The organism is Methylobacterium sp. WL1 (assembly GCF_008000895.1).
GTDB lineage: Bacteria > Pseudomonadota > Alphaproteobacteria > Rhizobiales > Beijerinckiaceae > Methylobacterium.
The window spans coordinates 2,836,866-2,859,210 of the sequence record NZ_CP042823.1 but is presented as its reverse complement, the minus strand read 5'-3'; the positions used below and the strand labels follow the sequence as shown (position 1 = coordinate 2,859,210).

Here is a 22,345-nt window from a genome sequence, read left to right as displayed (position 1 = left end):
TGCCTAGAGGTTGGGGAGGGGACGAAGGGCGCCGGCACGTCGACGGCACGTCGGCACGGCCAGAACCGAGAGGCCGAGGAAGCCCGCGGTCAGCGCCGCGACCGCCCAGTCGCCGCCGGGCCAGTCGAGGCCGATGCCCTCGCCGACCCAGAACGCGCCGAAGGCCGACAGGAGGACGCCGACTGTGAACTTGAGCGTGTTCTCCGGCACCATCGACAGGGGGCGGTGAAGCGCGACGCCGAGCGCCACCACGACGATCAGGGCGCCGAGCGCCCCGAGGCTGGCGGGGACCAGGAGTCCCGCCCCGCCCGCACCGACGGCGACGACGATGAAGACGACTTCCAGGCCTTCGAGCATGGTGATCTTGAAGGCGGTGGTCACGGCCACCGCATCCCATCTAAGGCGGCCGCCGCCTCCGGTGCCCAGCGCGGCCGCCTGCTTGCCGTAAGCCTCGTCCTCGTCGTGCAGGGCGATGACACCGGCGGAGCGGAGGATGGCCTTCCTCAGCCAACGCATGCCGAACAGCAGCAGCAGGCCGCCGACGACGAGTTGTACGTCCCGCAGGGGGATGCGGGTCAGCAGCGGGCCGATGAGCAGCACGATGGCAAGGAGGACGGCTAGGGCGCCCGCGGCGCCCGCGAGGGCGTTCTGCCAACCCCGGGTCGCGCCGACGGCGAGCACGATGGTGAGGGCCTCGACGAACTCGACGATGGAGGCGAGGAACGCCGCAAGTGCCGTGGGCCATGCATGCACCCAGTCGATGGCCATTCCGATCCTCCCTACCGCTCGACCGCTTGGCCGGACGCGGTTTCCGTCGGGAGGAATTGTCGCTCTTGCTACCGATGTCAACGTTATTGTAGAAAATGCTACATCATGGTTCCAAACGGGGCACCACCAACTGGCGGAGGCGAAGCCGATGGCGGACGAGTTCGGCGACACGGTCCGGCGGCTGATGCCATCCCTGTCCCCCGCCGTTGCCCGGGTCGCGGGTTACCTGGATCAGAATCGGGCGACGGTTCTCGCAAGCTCGGCCCAGCAGATCGCCACGCATCTCGCGACATCGGACGCGACCGTGATCCGCGCCGTCCAGGCGCTGGGGTTCGATGGCCTGCCCGATCTCAAGCAGGCGCTCGCCGCCGGACTCGACGGCCGACGGACGCCGGCGACCGACATGCGTCGAACGCTGGCGGAAGTCGGCGCCACCACCGGCGATGCCATCGATGCCGTGCTGGAAGCGCACCGGGAGGGGATGGAAGCGCTCCGGACGGAGGACGGACGCGCGGGTATCCTCGCGGCGGTCACCGCCCTGCATCCAGCGACCCGGATCGGCGTCTTCGGGATCGGCCCCTCCGCGCATCTTGCCCGGTACGTGGCCTTCCAACTTACGCGCTCGGGACGGCAGAGCCTGCTTCTCGATGCGACGGGATGGTCGCTGGCCGACCAGTTGCTGGGCCTGCATGCCGACGACGCGGTCGTACTCCTGGCCTACGGCAAGCCCTACCGCGAGGTGCAGGCCGTGATGGGCGAGGCGCACCGTCTGGGCCTGCCCGTGGTCCTCGTGACCGACACGGAGACCAGCACCATCGCCCGCAAGGCTACGGTCGTGCTGTTGGCCCGTCGCGGCCGCGCGAACCAGGTCGCCCTTCACGCCACCACGCTCGTCGCCCTGGAGGCCGTCATCCTCGGCCTGGCCGCGGCCGAGCGCGACACCGCCCTTCGGCAACTCGCCAACCTCGACCGGCTGAGGAAGCTGATCGGGTCCTGAGCGGCAGCCGTGACGCCGCCGACCCATCGACCTGACGGAGGACCCATCCATGGCCGACGACCGAACCGGTATCGAAGCGAGCAAGGTCCCGGAGATCACTCTGGCCTTCTGGGGGATCAAGATCGTTGCCACGACCCTGGGCGAGGTCGGCGGCAACGCCGTCACCCTGACGTTGGGTCTGGGCTACCTCGTCGGCACCCTAATCTTCGCGACCCTCCTGGCTGTCGCCGTGGCGGCCCAGATCAAGGCCAAGCGGTTTCACCCGTCCCTGTACTGGGCCGTCATCACTGCGACGACCTTGGCGGGAACGACGATGGCCGATCTCTTCGACCGGTCGCTGGGCATCGGCTACCTTGGCGGGTCGCTATCCCTCCTCGCGCTCGTGCTGGGCTCGCTCGGCCTCTGGTACAGGTCGGAGGGGACGGTCGCGGTCGAGACCGTCTCGACCCCGAAGGTGGAATGTTTCTACTGGCTGACCATCATGTTCTCGCAGACGCTCGGCACCGCGTTGGGCGACTGGATGGCCGACGACACCCCACTCGGCTACAACGGAAGCGCCCTGCTGATCGCCGGCGCCCTGGCCGTCACGGCCGGTCTCTACTTCTTCACGAAGACCTCCCGCACGGCGCTGTTCTGGGCCGCCTTCATCCTGACGCGTCCGCTCGGTGCGACGGTCGCGAACTCGCTCGACAAGCCCTCTGCCCAGGGTGGCCTGGGGATCAGCGACCTGACCATCTCGGTGGTGCTCGCTGCGTTGATGGTCGTATGCGTTCTGGTCGTTCCCCAGAGGGCCGGCCACCATCCGGCGTCGGCTTAGCCTCGACGTTCCGAGGAAGGCCGAGGCGGGAATTTCGCGGGTCGTCGATTTCTGTGCCCCCACCCTTGAGGCAGATCGAGGACCGGCGTCGCTCCCATGTGAGCCTTCCCCCTGATCGCGAAAGCGTCGGGGATACGGTCGCGCGGATCGTCCCGTCCCACCTGACACTCGTCCAACGGGCCGCGATGCGGGGCGCGGGCGCGGTCCCCGGCCAGGGCAAAGCGTTGCGGGCGTCGGCGATGGTGCCGAAGGGCCTTTGGCCTAGAGAGGTCGAGGGTCATCGAGGTCGCGACCTCCCGACGAACGCCGCAAACCTGCCGACCCGACTTTCGGATTGCGCACCCGAGGGGCCTGTCGCACCGGCGGATGAAGACGGCAGCCCGCATCCGTCCGCCCTTGCGAAGGATGACGCCACGGTCAGTGGCCGCCCACGGCGAAGGTCGCCCCCGGCTTGTCGTGGGTGCCGACGCGCTCGACCATCGTGGCCGTCGCCTCGTTCATGCCGACGACATCGACCGCGATGCCGTGATGACGGAACTTCAGCACGACCCGGTCGAGGGCGTTGATGGCCGAGATGTCCCAGAAGTGCGCCGCCTGCAGGTCAGTCACGACCGCCCGCAGGGCCTCCTCGCGAAAATCGAAGGCGGCGTGGAAGGCTTCGGCCGTCGCGAAGAAGATCTGCCCGTTGACCTGGTAGGTCCGCACGTCGCCCTCACCGTGGGACGACCGGACGGCGAAGAACCTCGTGACCTTGTGGGCGAAGAACAGACCGCTGAGGACCACGCCGAAAAGGACGCCCTTGGCGAGGTCGTGGGTGGCGACCACCACCGCCACGGTGCCGAGCATCACGAAGCTCGACGCCTTCGGGTGGGTCACCAGGGTCCCGAGCGACTTCCACTGGAAGGTGTTGATGGCATGATTATCACCGCAACGAGGGCGGCCATCGGGATCCGGGCCACGTAGGGACCAAGCACGACGATCAGGAACAGCAGTCAGGATCTATGGGCTTGCTGCGGACACGACGATCACGGCCCGCTGGATCGACGGGTGAATCCGCCTGTCGGCCCCCCACAATGAGTCTCCGCAAACTCTGAAGGGGTTTTCGTCTCATCTATTTCGGCGATGAAAAGCATCTAATCATTCCGTTGGAGTGAATGAACGGGACCTGGGATCCTCCGGCATCACCTCGGAGCCATCCATGTCCGCGCCCAGACTTTTCTCCCACTCTCGTTCGATGCGTGCCTTGGCCGGCATCAGAGCCATCCTTCCGGGACTGGGCCTCTGCGTAGCGGTCACCGCCGCAGCGATCGGCTTCGAAGCCGCCGAGGCGCATCTGTTCGGTCGTGCCTGGCTCGAAGCCCTGGTGCTGGCGATCCTGCTCGGCAGCGCGATCCGCACCATTTGGACCCCGTCGCAACGTTTCTTTCCCGGCATCGCCTTTGGGGCCAAGACCGTGCTGGAGATCGCGGTCGTACTACTCGGCGCGTCGCTCAGCCTCGCGACGATCCTCGCCGCCGGACCGGGCCTGCTCTTCGGCATCGCGGGCGTCGTCGTCGTGGCGATCCTGTCGAGTTACGGCATCGGCCGAGCGCTCGGGCTGCATCCGCGCATGGCGATCCTCGTCGCATGCGGAAACTCGATTTGCGGCAACTCGGCGATCGCGGCCACGGCACCGGTGATCGGCGCCGACGGCGAGGACGTCGCCGCCTCCATCGCCTTCACCGCGGTGCTGGGCGTGCTGGTGGTGCTCGGCTTGCCGCTGCTGGTGCCGCTGCTCGGTCTGTCGCCGATGCAGTACGGCGTGCTTGCCGGCCTCACCGTCTACGCCGTCCCACAGGTCCTCGCCGCCACTGCGCCGGTCGCGGCGCTCAGCGTCCAGGTCGGAACCCTGGTGAAGCTCGTCCGGGTGCTGATGCTAGGCCCGGTCGTCCTGGTGCTCTCGCTCGGCGCAAGCCGGCTGCGCGAGGAGACCGACGAGGCCGCCCCCGGCGTCACCGCCGGCGACCGCCCGGCCCGCGGCGGCCTCGCGATCCACCGCCTGGTGCCGTGGTTCATCCTCGCCTTCCTTGCGCTCGCGGGCCTTCGCTCGGCCGGGCTGGTCCCGCAGGTTGCGCTCGCGCCGATGTCGGAGACCGCCAACGTGCTGACCGTGGTCTCGATGGCGGCGCTCGGCCTCGGGGTCGACGTGCGCAGCGTCGCCAAGGCCGGCGCGCGGGTGACCCTCGCGGTGGTCGCCTCGCTCCTTGCGCTGGGCGCCGTCAGCCTCGGCCTGATCCACGTGCTCGGCCTCGTCTGATCCGCGCTATGGCATCGATCCGAATTCTTGATGAAAGAACTGCCGTGACACGTTCGTCCCAATCTTCGTCCGAGGCGGTTGCGCAGGCGACGGGATGGTTGATGGGGCCGGGTCGCGAAGCGGCGGACGCGGCAGCCCTTCTCGACGGGTTCAGCGCGTGCCTCTCGGGGCTCGGCCTGCCACTGGCCCGCGCCACCACCCACGCGCCGACCCTGCATCCGTCGTTCCGTTGGGTGATGCGCGTCTGGCATCCAGGAGCGTCGAGCCTAGCCCTGCGTCGCCGCCACGGCATCGAGGGCACGCCGACCTTCCACGGCAACACCGTCGAGCACGTGGTCGAGACCCGTACCCCGTTCCGATGCCGTCTCGACGGGGATGGGCCGCTGCCGTTTCCCGTGCTCGGCGAGCTTCGCACCGAGGGTCTAACCGACTACCTCATCGTGCCGCTGCGCGCCGCGCGTGGACGCATGGGCGCCGCCTCCTGGGCCACGGCGAGACCGGGCGGCTTCACGCCGATCGAGATCGACACGTTGCTGGCGCTGGTCGAGCCGTTCTCGCTGCTGTTCGAGATCAAGGCGCTCGACGACATGCTCGGCGCGGTGCTGAGCGCCTATGTCGGGCGCGACCCGGCGCGGCAAATCCTGGCCGGCACGGTGCGGCGCGGCGACGTACGCTTGATGCGGGCCGCGATGATGCTGACCGACCTGCGCGGGTTCGGCGAACTGTCCGACCGGCAGAGCCCCGACCGTGTCGTGGCCGCCCTCAACCGGATGTTCGATGGCATCGTGCCGGCCGTCGAGGCGGAAGGCGGCGAGGTACTGAAGTACATCGGCGACGGGCTACTGGCCGTGTTCGATGCCGATCGCGACGAGGCCGCGGCGCGCCGTGCCGCCTTGCGTGCCGCCGAGGCCGCACTCGCTGCGCTTGCGACCCTGCGCGACGGTGACAGGGCTGCCTTCGAGGTCGGCGTCGCACTTCATGTCGGGGAGATCGCCTACGGCAATATCGGCGGCGGCGACCGGGTCGATTTCACGGCGATCGGCCGCGATCTCAACGTGCTCGCCCGCGTCGAGCGCCTGTGCAAGACCTACGACACGCCGCTGATCGCCACCGACACCTTCATCGACGGATTGGCGCATGCCCTCGAACCGCTCGGCATTGTCGCCCTGCGCGGTTTCGCCGAACGGCACGCCTTGTTCGGGCATCGCAGGACCGCGCCCGTCGAAGCGCCGGCGGCGTGACGCTTAAACGGCCTCCGTCACCACAGAGGCGGAGATCGAAAATTTCTGAACCATCGCATCGGGAGATCGTTCGCATCGCGAGAGACCGTTGGTGGGAATAAATCGCATCCCGTAGCATCTCCTTGGTCGCAAGAAATCGCCACGGGCCCAGTGCCCTCGAACGCATCGACGCCGACATTCTTTAAAGGGGGAAACCATGCACGGACTGGACAGACCGATGAACCGCCGCCTCGTCCTGGGTGGCCTAGGGCTCGGCAGCCTCGGCGCCGCCATACCGGCCTGGGCGGCAGGCTCGGTGAAGCTTCCGCTGCCTGGCGGCCCGGACGAGCGGGCGCTGACCACCGCCTTTCCGGGCAAGGCCGAGATGATCCTGCAGCGCACCCATCCGCCGCTGCTGGAGACGCCGTTCTCGGTGTTCGACGAGGGCGTGTTCACCCCCAACGATCGCTTCTACGTGCGCTGGCACTGGGCCTCGATCCCGACCGAAGTCGACGCCGGCACCTTCCGGCTCAAGGTCCACGGCCACGTCGAGAAGGAACTCTCGCTCTCCCTCGACGCCATCGCCGGCCTGCCGCGCTTCGAGATCGCCGCGGTGAACCAGTGCTCGGGCAATTCGCGCGGTCTGTTCGAGCCGCGGGTGCCCGGCGCGCAATGGGCCAACGGCTCGATGGGCAACGCCCGCTGGACCGGGGTGCGCCTCAAGGACGTGCTCGAAAAGGCCGGGGTGAAGGCCGGTGCCGTGCAGGTGCGCTTCAGCGGCCTCGACGAGCCCGTGGTCGACGACGCGCCGGACTTCAAGAAGTCGCTCGATCTCGACCACGCCAACAATGGTGAGGTGATGATCGCCTACGCGATGAACGGCGAGCAACTTCCGCTGCTCAACGGTTTCCCGCTCCGCCTCGTGGTGCCGGGCTGGTACTCGACCTACTGGGTCAAGATGCTGTCCGACATCGAGGTGCTGGACAAGCCCGACGACCAATATTGGATGAAGACCGCCTACCGCATCCCGGACGTGCCGGGCGCCAACATCAAGCCCGGCCAGACCGGCTTCAAGACGGTGCCGATCAACAGGATGGTGCCACGCTCCTTCGTCACCAACCTGACCGATGGCGCCAAGGTGGCGGCTGGAACGCCGGTGGCCATCCGCGGCATCGCTTTCGGCGGCGATTGCGGGGTGAAGGCGGTCGAGTTCTCCGGAGACGGCGGAGCGACGTGGTTCCCGGCGCAGCTCGGCGCGGACGAGGGCCCCTACAGCTTCCGCCGCTTCGACGGCAGCTTGCCGGCGCTGCTCTCCGGCACCCACACGGTCAGGGTCCGCTGCACCAACACCAACGGCGTCGCGCAGCCCATGGACCGGGTCTGGAACGGCGCCGGCTTCATGCAGAACGGCATCGAGGCCGTGTCCTTCCAGGCCGCTTGAGGAGACCAGCCATGCACCCGATCCGCCCTGCGGCCCTCGTCGCCGCGCTCATACTGTCTCCCCTGGTGGCGCTCGCCGCCCCGGCTCCCGAGCCGATGCGCTTCACCTCGCAATCGATCGAATTCCCGACTTCCGACCGAATGTTCCCCGACGGACCGGGGGCCGAGGCGGTCAATAACAACTGCCTCGCCTGCCACTCGGCTGGGATGGTGCTGACCCAGCCCAAGCTCACGAAGGCGCAGTGGACCGAGACCGTGAACAAGATGGTCCACGTCTACAAGGCGCCCGTCGATCAGGCCGACGTGCAGACCATCGTCGACTACCTCACGGCGTTGAAGCCGACGCCCTGAACCCCCGAATCCCGAGGCCGCTGCGCTATTTCGCCGGCCTCGGGGAATAAACCGCGCCTTCTGGCGTCTCCTCAGGGCGATGCACGGCCGGCCCGGCCTTGCACCACGGATTTCCGATTTCGAACCAGCCCTCACGGCAGGCCCCGGCCGCCGAACGAGCGCGCATGCCCGAGAGACCCGCTTCATGACCCATATCCGCACCAGCCTCCGCACCCTCCTCGCCGGAGCCGCCTTGCTCCTAGCCCAGGCCCAGCCCGGGTTCGCCGCCGGCTTCGACGGCGCGATCAAGAACAACGCGCTGGCGCTGAACGCCGCCGGGACCGTCGCCGCTGTGTCGAACAGCGAGGAGAGCGCCGTCGTCGTCTACGACGTCGCCAAGGGCACGGTGCTGCGCCGCCTCGACGGCTTCGTCACGCCGCGCAACATCGTGTTCGCGCCGGACGGCGCCCGCTTCTACGTCTCCGACAGCGGCACCGGCCGGATCACGGTCTACGAGACCGCCACCGGCAAGGAGGCCGGCGTTCTCGCCGCGGGCCCCGGCGCGTTCGGCACGGTGCTCTCGGCCGACGGGACCAAGCTCTACGTCAACAACGAGGCCGCGAGCACGCTGACCGTGTTCGACACCAAGACCATGCTCGCCGAGGCCGTGATCTCCGGCTTCGCGCAGCCGCGCCAGGGCGTGAAGCTGTCGCCGGACGGCAAGACCGTGTTCGTGACGAACTTCCTCGGCGACAAGATCACGTTGGTCGATACCGCCACCAACAAGATCACCGGCGAGATCGCCGGGTTCGACAAGCTGCGCGCGATCTCAATCACCAAGGACGGTAAGACGCTATTTGCCGCCAACAGCGGCCGCAACACCATCGGCGTGGTCGATGTCGCCGCCCGTAAGGTCACCTCCGAGGTGGCAGTGGGCAAGGACCCCTACGGCGCCGCGCTGACCCCGGACGGGCGCTTCGTCTATTCGGGCAACCTCAAGGACAACTCGCTCTCGGTGATCGACACCGGCACCCTCAAGGTCGTCGCCACGGTGACCGGCCTGAACGAGCCGCGCCAGGCGATCGCGTTCTCGGCCGACAACGCCCACGCCTACGTCCTCAACCGCGACCTCAGCGTCGCCGTGGTGGACCGGGCGAAGAACGCGGTCATCGCGACGATGAAGCCCTGAGGCGACGCGCGCCGGGGGCCTTGTCGGTTCCCGGCGCGTTCTCGTCGTCGACACCTCACCAACGCAGGACAAAGACCCCATGCTCGGCCTGTTCCAGCGCAAGGACCGCCTCATCGTCCACGGCAAGGCGCCCTACAACGCCGAGCCGCCGCTCGATCGCCTACGCGCCGCCTTCCTCACCGATCAGGCCGACTTCTACGTCCGCAGCCACGGCGACATCCCGGACCTCGACGCCGACGGCTACCGCCTGACCGTCGACGGGATGGTCGCGACGCCGCTCGAACTGTCCATTGCCGATCTGAAGGCGCGGTTCGCACCCATCACCGTCACGGCAGTAATGCAATGCGCCGGCAACCGCCGGGCGGACATGCTGGCGGTGGCCCCGGTCGCCGGCGACCCGTGGGCGGCCGGCGCCATCGGCAACGCGGAATGGACCGGCGTGCGCCTCGCCGACGTGCTGCGCGCGGCCGGCCTCGACGCTGGGGGCGCACGTCACGTCGCCTTCGAGAGCCACGACCGGATCGCGGACACGGACACGCGTTTCGGCGCCTCGATCCCGCTCGCCAAGGCGCTCGCCCCCGAGACGCTGCTCGCCTTCGCGATGAACGGCGCGCCTCTCGCCCCCGAGCACGGCCATCCGTTGCGCGTGGTGGTGCCGGGCTTTGCCGGCATCCGCAGCCCGAAATGGCTCGCCCGCATCACGGTGCAGGATCACCCCTCCAACAACCCGATGCAGGCCGACGACTACAAGCTGTTTCCGCCCGACGTGACCGCAGAGACCGCGGACCCCGCCCACGGCATCACCATCGAGGCGATGCCGCTCAACAGCGCGATCTGCGAGCCCGCCCGCGGCGCAGCGTTGAAGGCCGGCCGGCACGCGATCCGCGGCTACGCCATCGCCAGCGACCGCGCGGTCGCCCGCGTCGACGTCTCGACGGATGGCGGTCGCAGCTGGGCACAGGCCCGGATCGACCGCGATGCGGACGCGCCCTACGCCTGGACGTTCTGGGAGATCGACTGCGAGCTGACCGCGGGCGAACACGAACTCGCGGTGCGGGCGTGGGACTCCGCCGGCCAGACCCAGCCGGCCGCGCCCGACGACACCTGGAACTACAAGGGCTACCTCAGCGCCGCATGGCACCGGGTGCGGGTCACCGTCGCCTGACCGTCACGCCCAGAGCAGGGCGGTGGCCGCGAGGCCCGAGATCGCGATGAGCAGGGCCGCAACCCCGACGGTGAGGATGCGCGGCATCATCGGGATCTCGGCATGAGCGAGTCGCGCCCGGATCGCTCGGTCCCGCCATGCGGCGCCGACGAACGAGGCGAGCGCACAGGCGATTAGCGTGAGCGACAGCACCTTCAGTGGCCAGACCGCCAGCACCTCCCGCAGGAAGCGCTGCGCGGCCAGGCCGACGCCGAGGAAGGCGAGCCCGGTGCGAAGCCACGCCACGAAGGTGCGCTCGGCTGCCAGCACCGTGCGGTCCTCGGCGAGCCTGACCCGCGGGTCGTCGGGGGGAACGGGCTTCGCAGGTTCCCTCATCCGGCAGCTGCCTCCTCGATCAGGTCGAGCAGCGCGTCGGCGGCCCGGCTGCGGTAGCGCTCCTTGTGGCGCAGCACCCGGAACGGACGGCTCGGCAGGGCAAACGCCGCCCGCACCAGCGTTCCGGCCCGAAGCGCAGCTGCCACTACGGTCTCGGACAGAACGGCGGCCCCGCCTCCGGCCTCGACGGCGGCGCGGACCGCCTCGTTGGAAGGCAGTTCGAGCGTGACCCGGAGCCGGGCCACGGCCAGACCGGCCTCCGTGAGCGCTGCCTCGAAGGCCGAGCGGGTTCCCGATCCCGCCTCGCGCAGCACCCAATCGGCCCCGGCGAGGTCCTCGGGTGCGAGCGCTGTCGCCCCTGCGAAGGGATGTGTTGGGGCGACCACGAGGACGAGTTGGTCCCGCGCGATGGTGGTGCTCGCAAGCGTCGGGTCGTCCAACGCCCCCTCAACGAAGCCGAGTTCGGCCGTCCCCGCGCGCACCGCGTCGGCGGCATCGGCGGTATTGCCCACGGCCAAGCGAACGGCGATCTCGGGATAGGCCCGGCGGAAGGCGACGAGGTGGCGCGGCAGCCAGTCGCTGGCGATGGTCTGGCTGGCGTAGAGCGCCAGCGTCCCCCGTCGCAGGCCGCTGAGGTCGGCGAGCACGAGTTCGGCGGCTTCCGCCCGGGCGAGCACCGCGCGAGCCTCGACGAGGAATACGCGCCCCGCCTCGGTGAGTTCGATCCCGCGGCCGACCCGGTGAAACAGCTTCGTCGCGTGCCGCCCCTCGATGTTGGCGATCGCCGTGCTGACCGCCGATTGGACGAGGTTCAGCGCCTCGGCGGCTCGGGTCACGTGCTGCCGCTCGGCCACCGCCACGAAGATGCGGAGCTGGTCGAGGGTCACGGCTGCCGCCGATCCGGCGCGAGGCCACGGACCTGCGCATCGACCGCCTGCGCGACAGTGAGCAGCCGGGCCTCATCAGTGCGACCGGTGACGACGTAGGACATGCCGCCGTCGACCCAGGAGAAGGCGGCGACATCGCCCTCGCGAGCGAAGCGGAAGAGCGTTCGCCCATCGCCGTCTCCGACACGGCTGTAGAGCGACAGGCGGGTTCCGCGGTCGTCGTCGTACATCAGCATAGCCGCCGATTCGGCGCCGGCAGGCAGCAGACGCCCGCCCATCAGGCGAAATCCTTGCGCCGCGAGATCGGGGGCCGTGACCGCGTGACCGAGGCGCTTCGAGAGCCATGTCACCAGGTGGGGCTTCTCGTCGGCGCGCACCTCCACCGGATGCACCACCTCGACCACGAAGGTGCGAAAGGCCGCGACCGCGTCCTGCGTCGCCGGTGACTCCGCCACCATCGCCGTCGCGGGTCCGCCGCGCAGGGCATGGCCGACCCAGCCGCCGGCACCGCCGAGCGCAAGGCAGAGCACGGCTGCAGCCGCCATGGGGAACCAGCCCCTGCCGACGAACCGACGTCGCGGGCGAATGTTGGCCACCCGGAGCCGCGCCGGGATCGCCTCCTCGGCGATCGGCGCGAGGCGGGCACGCAGGCGCTCGCGCAGGGCGCGATCCGCCGAGACCTCGGCCGCACGCGCGGGGTTTCCTTTGAGCCATGCCTCGACCAGCGCCTGCCGCTCCGGTTCGAGGCGGCCATCGATCAGGCCGTGCAGGTCGTCCTCGCCGACCGGGCGTGGATCCCCGCTCATTTCACCCTCCTCAAGAGGCCGGTTCGGCCTGTTTCCAGAAAACTTCGCATCCGCGTCCGCGCCCGGCTCAACCGCGACATCACGGTGCCGAGCGGTACGCCAAGCACCTGGGCCGCCTCGGCATAGGACAGATCCTCCACCGAGACGAGGAGCAGCACCGAGCGCTGTTCCTCGGGCAGGGCGTCGAGGCCGGCGAGCACGTCGCGGGCCCCCATCGCGGCCTCCGGGTCGATACCTGGGTCGGGCACCTGCTCCAGCGCTTCCGCGCCGCAATCGACGCCGCGCCGGCCCCGGCGCCGGACGGCGCCGAGGAACAGGTTGCGCTCGATCGTGAACAGCCACGCTCGGAGGTCGCCGTCGCGGCGGCGCCCGGACCAAGCGGACAAGGCCCGCTCCAGGGTGTCCTGGACGAGGTCGTCCGCCGCCTCGCGGTCTCGCAACAGCGCGACGGCGTAGCGCCGCAGGGCCGGGATTTGCGGTTCGATCAGGGCGGCGATCTCGTCCAACGACGTTTCCCGGTCAGAGGGGGCCGATCAAGGCATTCACCGATCAAGGCTTGGCGATGTGCCACGCGCCATTGAGGAAGCCGTCGCCGGTGATGTCGCCGGGCTTGGTGTCCTTGGCAAAGGTGTAGAGCGGCTTGCCCTTGTAGGCCCACTGCATCGTGCCGTCGTCCCGCGTCACCATCGTCCAGTCGCCGCTGGCGGCCGAGCCGGAGGCGGCCATCAGGGCCGGCCAGTTGGTGGCGCAGGGGCCGTTGCACATCGACTTGCCGCCCATGTCCTTGTCGAAGGTGTAGAGGGTCATGCTCTTGGCATCGACGAGCGCCGGCCCCTTGGCGGTCTCGGCCGTCATGGCAGGCGCGGCGGCCTGGGCGGCCAAGGCGGAGAAGGCGACAGCCGCGAAGGCGCCACGGATCAGCAGAGTGCGCATGGGTGAGGTCTCCCGCGGTCGAGCATGACCGCATCGGGAGGGATGCCGAAGAGGCGCCTCTATTCCACGCGTCTTCTCGACGACAGATCACGAAGGCGTGAACGGGCTCTCAGCCACATCCGCGGAATAAAGCCGCGCCCCAGGCATCCTTCCCATCGACACCGGATCAAAAGGAAGCCGCATGCGCGGAGCACTGGGATTTGCCGTGACGGCGGCGCTGATGGCGAGCGGCCTCGTCGGCGGCCGGATGATGATGCGCCCGACCTTGGCCGCCACCGAGCCAGCGGCAGCTCCGTCTGCGTCCTTCGACGCGATGATGGCGCAGTCGATGGCGCAGATGCATGCCGACATGATGGTCCCGCCCTCGGGCGACCCCGACCGCGACTTCGCCGCGATGATGATCCCGCACCACGAAGGCGCGATCGCGATGGCGAAGGCGGAGCTGCTCCACGGCGAGGATCCGGTCCTGCGCCGCCTCGCGCAGGGGATCGTCGTCGAGCAGGGCCAGGAGATCGATGTGATGCGCCGCGCGCTCGCCGATCGCCTCGCGATGCCGGGTCGGGCCGCCGGCGCCCCTCCCGTTCACCACCATGGCGCGGCACCTGCCGCCGAGATGCCTTCGGAGCACCGCCGATGAAGACCGCCCTGACCGTTCTCGCCCTTGTGCTGCTCTCCGGCTCGGCCTTCGCCGGGCAGGCTCCAGGCCCCGCCTCGGCGCCCGACGTGCCCATCAGCAGCAAAGACCGGTTCTACACCTCCGATCAGTTCTCCAATACGGTCTCTGTGGTCGATCCCGCCGCCAACACCCTGCTCGGGGTGATCCGGCTCGGCGACCCGACGCCGACAAACCTGAGCCCGCTCTATCGCGGGCAGCTTCTGGTTCACGGCATGGGCTTCTCGCCGGACCACAGGACCCTGCTCGCGGTCTCGATCGGTTCGAACTCCGTGAGCTTCATCGACACGGCGACCAACGCGGTCCGCCACACCGCCTATGTCGGCCGCTCGCCGCACGAAGCCTTCTTCACGCCGGACGGCCGAGAGGTCTGGGTGAGCGTGCGCGGCGAGGACTATATCGCCGTGCTCGATGCCGCGACCGCCATGGAGACCCGCCGGATCACCGTACCGAACGGGCCGGGCATGACGATCTTCTCGCCGGACGGCACCTACGGTTACGTCTGCTCCAGCTTCAGCCCCGAGACCGTCGTCATCGACACCAAGACCCACGCCATCGTCGGCCGCGTGAAGCAGGAGAGTCCGTTCTGCCCCGACATCGCCGCCACGCCGGACGGCAAGCAGGTGTGGTTCACCCTCAAGGATGTCGGCCGGACCCAGGTGTTTTCGGCGCGTCCGCCATTCGCGCCGCTGAAGACGATCGAGACCGGGCCGATCACCAACCACGTCAACATCGTCTCGACCAAGGCCGGCCAGTTCGCCTACGTGACGATTGGCGGCCTGAACCAGGTCAAGGTGTTCCGCACCGACGATTTCTCCCAGCTCGCAACGATCCCGACCGGCGCCCTGCCGCACGGGCTCTGGCCCTCGGGCGACGGCAGCCGCGTCTATGTCGGCCTGGAGAACGCCGACAAGGCCGCGGTGATCGACACCGCGTCGAACACGGTGATCGCCGAGGTGCCGATCGGGCAGGGTCCGCAGGGCGTCGCCTACGTCCCGAACGCCGTGCCGGAGGGCGACGGAATGCAAAACCTCCAGCCGCTGGGGGCCGCAGGCCAGACCAGTGCGCTGACGCTCGCGGGCAGCGACGGCAAGCCGGCGACGCAGGTCACCCTGTTCGACCAGGGCGTGCTGCAGACGCTGCAGGCCGCGATCACGGGACTGGCGCCGAAGATGCCGTTCGTGCTGGCGCTGTCCGCAGATCCGAAGGGCGCGACCGGCCTGGAGCCACTCGCCGCCTTCACCACCAACCCGGCCGGCGCGGCCATCGTCAACGCGATCGGCCCGATCCGGCAAGTCACCCGCAAGGACGCCGGCCCGAGCCGCCGTTACCTCGTGGTCGCGGCGGGCAAGCCCGGCAAACTCGGCGGCGTCGAGCAGGTGCAGATCACGGATTAATCGAGCGGTGTCGCCAGTCCGGAAGGCGAACATCTCAAACAATGCCTCCGTGACGCGAGCCCAGCCTCGATGTCTGCTTTCGAGAACAGCGTCAGCCCGCTTCTATGGCGTAGTTGGGTCGGATGCAGAACGTCTGCTTCAGGGCGTAGGGTGGGTTTCGGCTCCCCACCCTTTGGAGACCTTCAGTGGTAGAGCCCGGGTGCGGTACTGAAGATCTGCAACTGCCCCGCATTACCGTATTATCGGACGGGGTCCCGCCGTAGGGCACGCCATCTCGAAGCGACATCCACCGAGGGGACCGTCGCCGACGGTGAGGGTAAATCCGTGCAGCTTGGCAATGGCTACCACGAGGCCGAGGCCCAGCCCGTTTCCCTGCGTCTGTCGGGCACGTTCCGTACGATAGAACCGCTTGAAGACGTGGTCGCGTTCGCCTGCGGCGATGCCCGGTCCCGTGTCCTCCACGGACACCACGGCGACGCCGTCGCGCCAGGCGAGATCGATCCGAACGCGGCCCCCGGTCGGCGTGAACTTGATCGCGTTGTCGAGAAGGTTCGAGACCGCCTCGAAGATGAGGCTGCGGTCGCCCCGAACCACGGACGATCCCTCCGCGATGCCGATGCCGAGGGCGATCCCCTTCTCGTCGGCCAAGGGTTCGAACAACTCCGCGGCCTCGCTCACCACGAGCCCTAGGTCGACTGGCCCGAAGGCGGCGCAGCGCCGTCCGTGTTCGATCTCGCCGATGCGCAGGACCGCCGTCACCATCTCAAGCGTCTGGTCGATCCAGATCAGGCCTTGGTCCACCGCCTGGCGCAGTTCCTCGATGTCGCGGGCTTGATCGCGGCCTCGCTCCAGACGCAGCCTCAGGCGCGTGAGCGGCGTCCGGAGATCGTGGGCGACGGCGTCACCCACTCCGCGCACTTCCTCCATAAGGCGCTCGATCTCGTCGAGCATGCCGTTGACGTCCCGTGCTAGTCGGTCGAATTCGTCCCCGGCTTCGCCGACCGGCAGGCGCTGGCGCAAGTCACCCCGCATCACCTGCGCGACCGCCGCCTCCGTGGATGCCAAGCGTCGCCGAGCGCGTCCGGCGAGCAGGACGCCGCCGAGGACGGAGAAGGCCAGGGTCGGGACGAGGGCGAGGCCGAGCGCCCGGATCACCGTGGCCTTGGCGCGGTCGATCTCGTCGGTGTCGTGGGCCACGACCACCACGGTCCCGTCCTCTAGGGAGCGGGCGGCCGACCAGACCTCCTCGTGCAGGCGCCGGCCCGCGATGGCCACCTGCGTACCGATCCGGTGGACCTCGCCGTCGAGGGGCAGCTCCGGTGGGCGGACATCGAGGTTGCCGGCAAGCTTGCGGCCATCCGCCCCAAACAGGCCGGCGAAGTGGACGCTGTGCAGGTCCTCGCTGACCCACGTCTCGATGCGAGCGGCCGCCTTGGCCGGGTCGCCGGAGGCGTACCGGGCCTCGTGGCGCAGGACCTGAGCAAGCTCGTCCTGCATGAACGCTGCGGTCTGCCAGTACACGAAGGCGAAAAGCAGCAGCGAGAGCAGCGTCGACCACAGTGCGATGCCCAGCGCCCACCGGAACGCAAAGGAGCGGACGAGCCTAGACATCGGGGATCAGGGTGAAGCCCTCTCCCCGGACGTTGTGGATCAGCAGCGGCTCGCCTTCGGCCTCAAGCTTCCTGCGCAGGCGGCCGACATGGACGTCGATGACGTTGGACTTGGGCGCAAAGCGGTAGTTCCAGACCTGCTCGAACATCATCGCCCGCGTCACGACCTGCCCCGGCCGCCGCATGAGGTATTCGAGGAGCTTGAGCTCGCGCGGCAGAAGGTCGAGGTCGCGCAGGCTCCTGCGACCGGTGCCGGCGATGAGGTCGAGCTCCAGTGTCCCTACCCTGAGCACCGTCTCGCGGGAGTCCGTCGGCCGCCGCAGCAAGGCCTCGATTCGGGCCGCGAGTTCGGCGAGGACGAAGGGCTTGCCGAGATAGTCGTCGCCGCCGGCGCGCAGGCCGCGGATGCGCTCGTCGACGTCGCCGAGTGCGCTCAGGACCAGCGCGGGCGTGCGGTCGCCGGTTCCCCGCAGGTCGCGCAACAACGTGAGCCCGTCCAGGCCCGGAAGCATCCGGTCAAGGACGATGGCGTCCCAGCAGCCCGTTCGCGCGCCGGCGGCGCCCTCCGGCCCGGTGGCGGCCCATTCCACGGCATGCCCGCGCCCGCGCAGGTCGGCGAGGATCTCCTCGGCCGTCTCGGCGTCGTCCTCGATCAGCAGCAGCTTCGCCAACCCGGTTCACTCCCGGGCTCACGCCCCTGCCCCGCCGCTGATGTGGTTCGTGACCGGCCCCAAGGCCACGAGTGTGAACGCGAATTTAATGGCAGGTTTGGTCGCCCGCTCTATGTCTTAGAACAGCTCTAATCTGATGTGGACGACACCGTGCTGAGGGAGGCGGAGACCGACATGCCCGGGACCGACGATGCCGAGATCGTCGACCGTGGCGGTGTGCGCACGTCGGCGAATGCCGATGGATCGGGCTCGACGGCAGCACCCATCAGCTCCGCGGCACCCGGTCCTGCATCCACTAAGTTTGGTCGTCGTTCGCGGTGGGCCCTGGTCGTTTGTCTGGCCGCGCTCGTGCTGGGCGGGTGGTGGTATCGCGACGCTGTCCGGCCTTTTGTCGAACCGCTTCTTCAGACGGTCGGCCTAGCGCCTTCGGCACCCGAGGCCGCGACGACGACCCCTGCCGCCTCCGAGCAGCCGACAGAGGACAACGTCGTCCGGCTCGATGCCGACGGCCAGGGCCGCCTCGGACTGTCGTTCGGGCAATCCGAGACCCGCCGGATCATCCTTCCCGTGCGGACCCCCGGCATGGTCGCCTTCGACGAGCGCCGGGTCACCCGCCTGAAGCCCCGCACCTCGGGTCGGGTCCTGAGCCTGTCCGTGCAGCCGGGCGACCGGGTGAGCGTAGGGCAGACGCTGGCCACCCTCGATGCCTCCGGCGTCCTCGACGCCAGGAACGGCCTCGCCGCCGCCCAGGCCAGCCTTGGCGAGGCCCAGGCCACCGAGAAGGTCGCTGAGATCAATCTCAAGCGCGGCAGCGACCTTGTCCGGATCGGCGGCGTCGCCCAAGCGGAGGTCGACCGTCGGCAGGTCGAGCTCGCCAAGGCGCATGCCGCGACCCTGTCCGCAAAATCGCAGGTCGACCTCTACCGGGCGCAGTACGAGCGCCTCGCCCCGGCCCCCGGAGAGGCTCCTGGCACCAGCGCCATCGTCTCGCCGATCAACGGTGTGGTGACGATGGCGGGGATCACCCTGGGCGAGGTGGTCGATACCAACCGCGACGCCTTCACCGTGGCGGATCCGTCGCAGATCCAGGTCCTGGCCAATCTCTACGGCCACGACATCGCCACCGTGAAGGCCGGCGACCGGGCGACCATCGAGGCCCCGGTGACGGCGCATCCGTGCTTCGAGGGACGGGTGCGCTCGGTCAACGCCGCCATCGACCCGATAACCAACACCGCCCCGGCCCGCATCGAGATCGCCAACCCCGATGGGAGCTTGCGCGCCAACATGTTCGTCTCCGTGGAGATCGCCGCCGACCTCGGGCGCGAGGGCGTCACGGTTCCGGCCGCCGCGATCCAGCAGACCGAGGGCGGCCCCATCGCCTTCGTGCGAACCGGCGACGACCGCTTCGAGAAACGGGACCTCAAGCTCGGTATCCAGCGTGCCGACTGGGTCGAGGTGACGTCCGGCGTGGCGGCGGGTGAGACGGTGGCGACGCAGGGAAGCTTCGGCCTCAAGGCCATCCTGATGCGCGCGCTCCTCGGCTCGACGGACTGAGGCCGCGATGAACGCCTGGTTCGCCCTCCTCATCCGCCGCCGCTGGCTCGTCCTGATCCTGGCGCTCGCCGGCGCGGTCGGCGGCATCGTCAACCTCGAAGGCCTGTCCATCGACGCGGTGCCGGATGTGTCGCCGAAGCAGGTGATGGTCCTGACCCTGTCGCCGGGACTGGGACCGCTGGAGGTCGAGCGCCTCGTCAGCTTCCCCGTCGAGAATGCCATGGCCGGGGCGCCGGGGCTGTCGGGCATCCGCTCGACCTCGCGCTACGGCGTCTCGGCCGTCTACGTCACCTTCGACGACGCCATGTCGATCACCGAGGCGCGCTCGCAGGTGTTCCAGCGCCTGCCCTTGGCCAAGACCATGATGCCGGCCGGCATCGGTGATCCCGAGATGGGGCCGATGGCGACGGGCTTAGGCGAGATCTACCAGTTCGAGGTGCGCGGCCCGGGCTACTCGCCGATGGCCTTGAAGCGCATCCTGCAATGGACCATCGCGCCGAAGCTCAAGCTGACCCCCGGCATCGCCGACGTGAACGTCTACGGCGGCCAGATGCCGACCTACGAGGTTCGCATCGCCGCCGAGAGCCTGCACCGCTACGGCGTCACGATGGCCCAGGTCTACACGGCGCTCGGCGAGAACAACGCCGCGCGCGGGGGCGCCTACATCGAGCACAACGACCAGCAGGAGGTCATCCGCGGCCTTGGGCTCGCCAAGGACACGAAGGACCTTGCCAACATCGTCGTGACCACGGGCCCCGGTGGCGTTCCGGTGACGGTCGCGACCCTGGGCGAGGTGGTGGAAGCCCCGAAGGTGCGGCTCGGCGCCGTGACGCACGATGCGGCGGGCGAGACCGTCGTCGGCATCGCCATGATGCAGCAGGGCGAGAACGCCAGCGCCGTGGTCGTGGCCGTAAAGCAGACCATCGAGGCCCTGCGCCCGCAGTTGCCGCCGGGCGTCGACATCGTGCCGTATTACGACCGCAGCACCCTGGTGGCGCGGACCATCCGCACCGTCGAGCACAACCTCATGGAGGGGGCGGTACTCGTTATCGTCGTGCTGCTCCTGCTGCTCGGCAACCTCCGGGCCGGCCTGGTCGTGGCGGCCGCGATCCCCCTGTCGATGCTGATGGCGTTCGCCGGGATGCGGCTGTTCGGGCTGTCGGGCAACCTGATGAGCCTCGGCGCCATCGACTTCGGCCTCATCGTCGACGGCGCCGTGGTGATGATCGAGAACGTCCTGCGCGCCCGCGGCGAGCACCCGGAACGTCCGGCCGAGGAGGTCATCCGCAAGGCGACCGTCGAGGTGGCGCGCCCGATCCTGTTCGCGGTCGCCATCATCATCATGGTGTACCTGCCGATCCTCGCGCTCGAAGGGGTCGCGGGCAAGATGTTCCGGCCGATGGCGCTCACCGTGATCCTGGCGCTCGCCGGCTCGCTGGTCCTGACGATGACGCTGATGCCGGCGCTCGCCGCCATCGTGTTGGCCGGACCCGGGATCGGCGAGCGCGAGACCCGCCTCGTCCATTGGGCGCGCAGCGCCTACACGCCCGTGCTGAGGCTGGCCGAGCGCCGCACGGGGATCACCGTCCTGGTGACGTTCGGCCTGTTCGCCGGGAGTTGCCTCCTAGCGACGCGCCTGGGCGGCGAGTTCCTGCCCAAGCTCTCGGAAGGCTCCATCGTCATCACGTCGGAGAAGCTGCCCGGCATCAACCTCGACGCCTCGCTCAAGGTCATGCACCGGATCGAGCAGACCCTGAAAACGTTTCCGGAGGTCAAGCGGGTCGTGTCCCTCACGGGAAGCGCCGAGATCCCGACCGATCCGATGGGCGTCGAGTCGACCGACAGCTTCATCACGCTGGCCGAGCCGTCGACGTGGACGACGGCCGACACCCAGGAGGGTCTCGTCGCCGCCCTCCACAAGCGTCTGCGCGCGGAGGTGCCGGGGGTGTCCTACGCGTTCTCGCAGCCGATCCAGATGCGGATGGACGACCTGCTGGAGGGCGTGCGCGGCGACGTGGCGATCAGCCTCTACGGCGACGACCTCAAGGTCCTGAAGGACAAGGCCGACGCCATCGTGCGCGCGGTCTCCGGCGTCTCGGGGGCGGCCGACGTCAAGGCCGAGGCCCAGGCTGGCATGCCGGCGCTCTCCATCCAGGTCGACCGGGCGGCGGCCGCCCGCTACGGCATCAACGTCAGCGACGTCCTTGACGTGGTGGAGAGCATCGGCGGCCGCACCGCCGGCATGGTCTACGGCGACGATAACTCCATCACCGACATCGTGGTCCGCCTGAAGTCCGCCGACCGTAGCGACATCGCCCGCATTCGCGACCTGCCCGTGGGGCGCAGTGGAAAAGCGCTGGTACCGCTCTCGCTGGTCGCCTCGGTCGACGTGGCGACGGGACCGGCCCAGATCAGCCGGGAAAAGCTCCAGCGCCGGATCTCGGTCCAGGCCAACGTTCGCGGCCGCGACGTCCAGAGCTTCGTGAGGGACGCGCAAGCCGCTGTCCAGGCGCAGGTTTCCCTTCCGCCGCGCTACTCGCTGCAGTGGAGCGGGCAGTTCCAGAACCTTCAGGAGGCGACGAGCCGGCTCTCCGTCGTGGTGCCGGCGGCCATGGCCGCGATCCTCGTGCTCCTCGTGGTGATGTTCGGCGACATCCGGCTGGCCGGCTTGATCTTCCTGAACGTGCCCGTCGCCGCGACCGGCGGCATCGTCGCCCTGTATCTCCGCGAGCTCCCGTTCTCGATCTCGGCGGCGATTGGATTCATCGCCACCTTCGGCATCGCCATCCTCAATGGCGTCGTGCTGACGAGCTACATCCGCGATCTCGAACGCGTCGGCCTCGACCCACGCGAGGCGGCGACCCGGGCCGCCGAGATGCGCCTACGGCCGGTGCTGATGACGGCGCTTGTGGCGACGCTTGGCTTCCTGCCGATGGCGCTGTCGTCGAGCGCCGGCGCCGAGGTGCAGCGGCCGCTCGCGACGGTGGTGATCGGCGGCCTTGTCACCGCCACCCTGCTCACCCTGATCGTGCTGCCCGCCGTCTATCCATATTTGGCGCATATCCGCTTTCCGTGGCGACCTCGCGACAGCGGGCACTCGGAATTGGCGACGCAAGGCGATCAGCGGGCGAGCGCCGATGGCTAGGGTCATCCGCGTCACACCGGCGACGGCCCGCGCGATTGCCATGCTGCTCGGGTCGGCAGCGCGATCCGCGTT

Annotated in this window: 20 protein-coding genes and 1 pseudogene; 12 read left to right on the top strand and 9 right to left on the bottom strand. The window is 69.2% G+C overall.

The window, feature by feature from the left end:
* Window positions 1-3: 3 nt before the first annotated feature.
* Window positions 4-768, bottom strand: a complete 765-nt coding sequence (locus FVA80_RS13950; protein ID WP_147908763.1) for a TMEM165/GDT1 family protein — start codon at window positions 766-768, stop codon at window positions 4-6.
* A 148-nt stretch (window positions 769-916) separates the two neighbouring features.
* Here FVA80_RS13950 and FVA80_RS13945 point away from each other — a divergent pair, with 148 nt between their 5' ends.
* Both FVA80_RS13945 and FVA80_RS13940 read left to right on the top strand, forming a co-directional pair.
* Window positions 917-1,765 carry a MurR/RpiR family transcriptional regulator gene (locus tag FVA80_RS13945; RefSeq protein WP_187193684.1) on the top strand — a complete coding sequence of 283 codons (849 nt, stop codon included), beginning with the start codon at window positions 917-919 and terminating at the stop codon, window positions 1,763-1,765.
* Between the two features lie 49 nt (window positions 1,766-1,814).
* Entirely contained in the window at window positions 1,815-2,582 is a 768-nt protein-coding gene (locus FVA80_RS13940; protein ID WP_147908765.1) for a hypothetical protein, read from the top strand.
* Window positions 2,583-2,999: 417 nt separating this feature from the next.
* Here the strand turns inward: FVA80_RS13940 and FVA80_RS13935 are convergent.
* A pseudogene (locus FVA80_RS13935) lies at window positions 3,000-3,574 on the bottom strand (STAS domain-containing protein); the annotation flags it as partial.
* A gap of 206 nt (window positions 3,575-3,780) precedes the next feature.
* Here FVA80_RS13935 and FVA80_RS13930 point away from each other — a divergent pair.
* From FVA80_RS13930 to FVA80_RS13905, 6 genes are all read left to right on the top strand, one after another.
* The gene (locus FVA80_RS13930) at window positions 3,781-4,878 is read left to right on the top strand and encodes a putative sulfate exporter family transporter (RefSeq protein ID WP_187193683.1); all 1,098 of its coding nucleotides are present in this window, start codon (window positions 3,781-3,783) and stop codon (window positions 4,876-4,878) included.
* A gap of 8 nt (window positions 4,879-4,886) precedes the next feature.
* Window positions 4,887-6,119 (top strand): adenylate/guanylate cyclase domain-containing protein, encoded by a 1,233-nt coding sequence (locus FVA80_RS13925; RefSeq protein ID WP_246692396.1) that lies wholly within the window; start codon window positions 4,887-4,889, stop codon window positions 6,117-6,119.
* Window positions 6,120-6,315: 196 nt separating this feature from the next.
* Window positions 6,316-7,539 (top strand): molybdopterin-dependent oxidoreductase, encoded by a 1,224-nt coding sequence (locus FVA80_RS13920; protein WP_147908767.1) that lies wholly within the window; start codon window positions 6,316-6,318, stop codon window positions 7,537-7,539.
* Between the two features lie 11 nt (window positions 7,540-7,550).
* A complete protein-coding gene (locus FVA80_RS13915; protein WP_147908768.1) occupies window positions 7,551-7,889 on the top strand; it encodes a cytochrome c in 339 nt (112 codons plus the stop codon).
* Window positions 7,890-8,073: 184 nt separating this feature from the next.
* On the top strand, window positions 8,074-9,057 hold the full coding sequence (locus FVA80_RS13910; protein ID WP_147908769.1) for a beta-propeller fold lactonase family protein: 984 nt from the start codon (window positions 8,074-8,076) through the stop codon (window positions 9,055-9,057).
* 79 nt (window positions 9,058-9,136) lie between these two features.
* Window positions 9,137-10,222, top strand: coding sequence for a sulfite oxidase (locus FVA80_RS13905; RefSeq protein WP_147908770.1), 1,086 nt, complete (start codon window positions 9,137-9,139; stop codon window positions 10,220-10,222).
* Between the two features lie 3 nt (window positions 10,223-10,225).
* Here FVA80_RS13905 and FVA80_RS13900 read toward each other — a convergent pair whose 3' ends face one another.
* The 5 genes from FVA80_RS13900 to FVA80_RS13880 are packed head-to-tail and all read right to left on the bottom strand — an operon-like array spanning window position 10,226 to window position 13,223.
* Window positions 10,226-10,597, bottom strand: a complete 372-nt coding sequence (locus FVA80_RS13900) for a DUF202 domain-containing protein (RefSeq protein WP_147908771.1) — start codon at window positions 10,595-10,597, stop codon at window positions 10,226-10,228.
* Window positions 10,594-11,484, bottom strand: coding sequence for a LysR family transcriptional regulator (locus FVA80_RS13895; RefSeq protein ID WP_147908772.1), 891 nt, complete (start codon window positions 11,482-11,484; stop codon window positions 10,594-10,596). Before FVA80_RS13895 ends, FVA80_RS13900 begins: the two co-directional genes overlap by 4 nt.
* On the bottom strand, window positions 11,481-12,290 hold the full coding sequence (locus FVA80_RS13890) for an anti-sigma factor (RefSeq protein WP_147908773.1): 810 nt from the start codon (window positions 12,288-12,290) through the stop codon (window positions 11,481-11,483). Before FVA80_RS13890 ends, FVA80_RS13895 begins: the two co-directional genes overlap by 4 nt.
* Window positions 12,287-12,796: a sigma-70 family RNA polymerase sigma factor gene (locus FVA80_RS13885; RefSeq protein WP_147828853.1), complete on the bottom strand. Its 510-nt coding sequence runs from the start codon at window positions 12,794-12,796 to the stop codon at window positions 12,287-12,289. The genes FVA80_RS13890 and FVA80_RS13885 overlap by 4 nt, the downstream gene beginning before the upstream one ends.
* A gap of 43 nt (window positions 12,797-12,839) precedes the next feature.
* The gene (locus tag FVA80_RS13880; protein WP_147840841.1) at window positions 12,840-13,223 is read right to left on the bottom strand and encodes a hypothetical protein; all 384 of its coding nucleotides are present in this window, start codon (window positions 13,221-13,223) and stop codon (window positions 12,840-12,842) included.
* 181 nt (window positions 13,224-13,404) lie between these two features.
* On the opposite strand from FVA80_RS13880, the gene FVA80_RS13875 reads away from it, so the two are divergent.
* The gene (locus FVA80_RS13875) at window positions 13,405-13,860 is read left to right on the top strand and encodes a DUF305 domain-containing protein (RefSeq protein ID WP_147840842.1); all 456 of its coding nucleotides are present in this window, start codon (window positions 13,405-13,407) and stop codon (window positions 13,858-13,860) included.
* Window positions 13,857-15,293 (top strand): YncE family protein, encoded by a 1,437-nt coding sequence (locus FVA80_RS13870; RefSeq protein WP_147908774.1) that lies wholly within the window; start codon window positions 13,857-13,859, stop codon window positions 15,291-15,293. Before FVA80_RS13875 ends, FVA80_RS13870 begins: the two co-directional genes overlap by 4 nt.
* A 231-nt stretch (window positions 15,294-15,524) precedes the next feature.
* On the opposite strand, the gene FVA80_RS13865 is transcribed toward FVA80_RS13870, so the two are convergent.
* A complete protein-coding gene (locus tag FVA80_RS13865; protein WP_147908775.1) occupies window positions 15,525-16,904 on the bottom strand; it encodes an ATP-binding protein in 1,380 nt (459 codons plus the stop codon).
* Window positions 16,897-17,574: a response regulator transcription factor gene (locus FVA80_RS13860; protein WP_147908776.1), complete on the bottom strand. Its 678-nt coding sequence runs from the start codon at window positions 17,572-17,574 to the stop codon at window positions 16,897-16,899. The genes FVA80_RS13865 and FVA80_RS13860 overlap by 8 nt, the downstream gene beginning before the upstream one ends.
* 324 nt (window positions 17,575-17,898) lie before the next feature.
* Between FVA80_RS13860 and FVA80_RS13855 the strand changes: the two genes are divergently transcribed.
* Window positions 17,899-19,128 (top strand): efflux RND transporter periplasmic adaptor subunit, encoded by a 1,230-nt coding sequence (locus tag FVA80_RS13855; protein ID WP_246692418.1) that lies wholly within the window; start codon window positions 17,899-17,901, stop codon window positions 19,126-19,128.
* A 7-nt stretch (window positions 19,129-19,135) separates the two neighbouring features.
* Window positions 19,136-22,273, top strand: a complete 3,138-nt coding sequence (locus FVA80_RS13850; RefSeq protein WP_147908778.1) for a CusA/CzcA family heavy metal efflux RND transporter — start codon at window positions 19,136-19,138, stop codon at window positions 22,271-22,273.
* The last annotated feature ends 72 nt before the right edge of the window (window positions 22,274-22,345 follow it).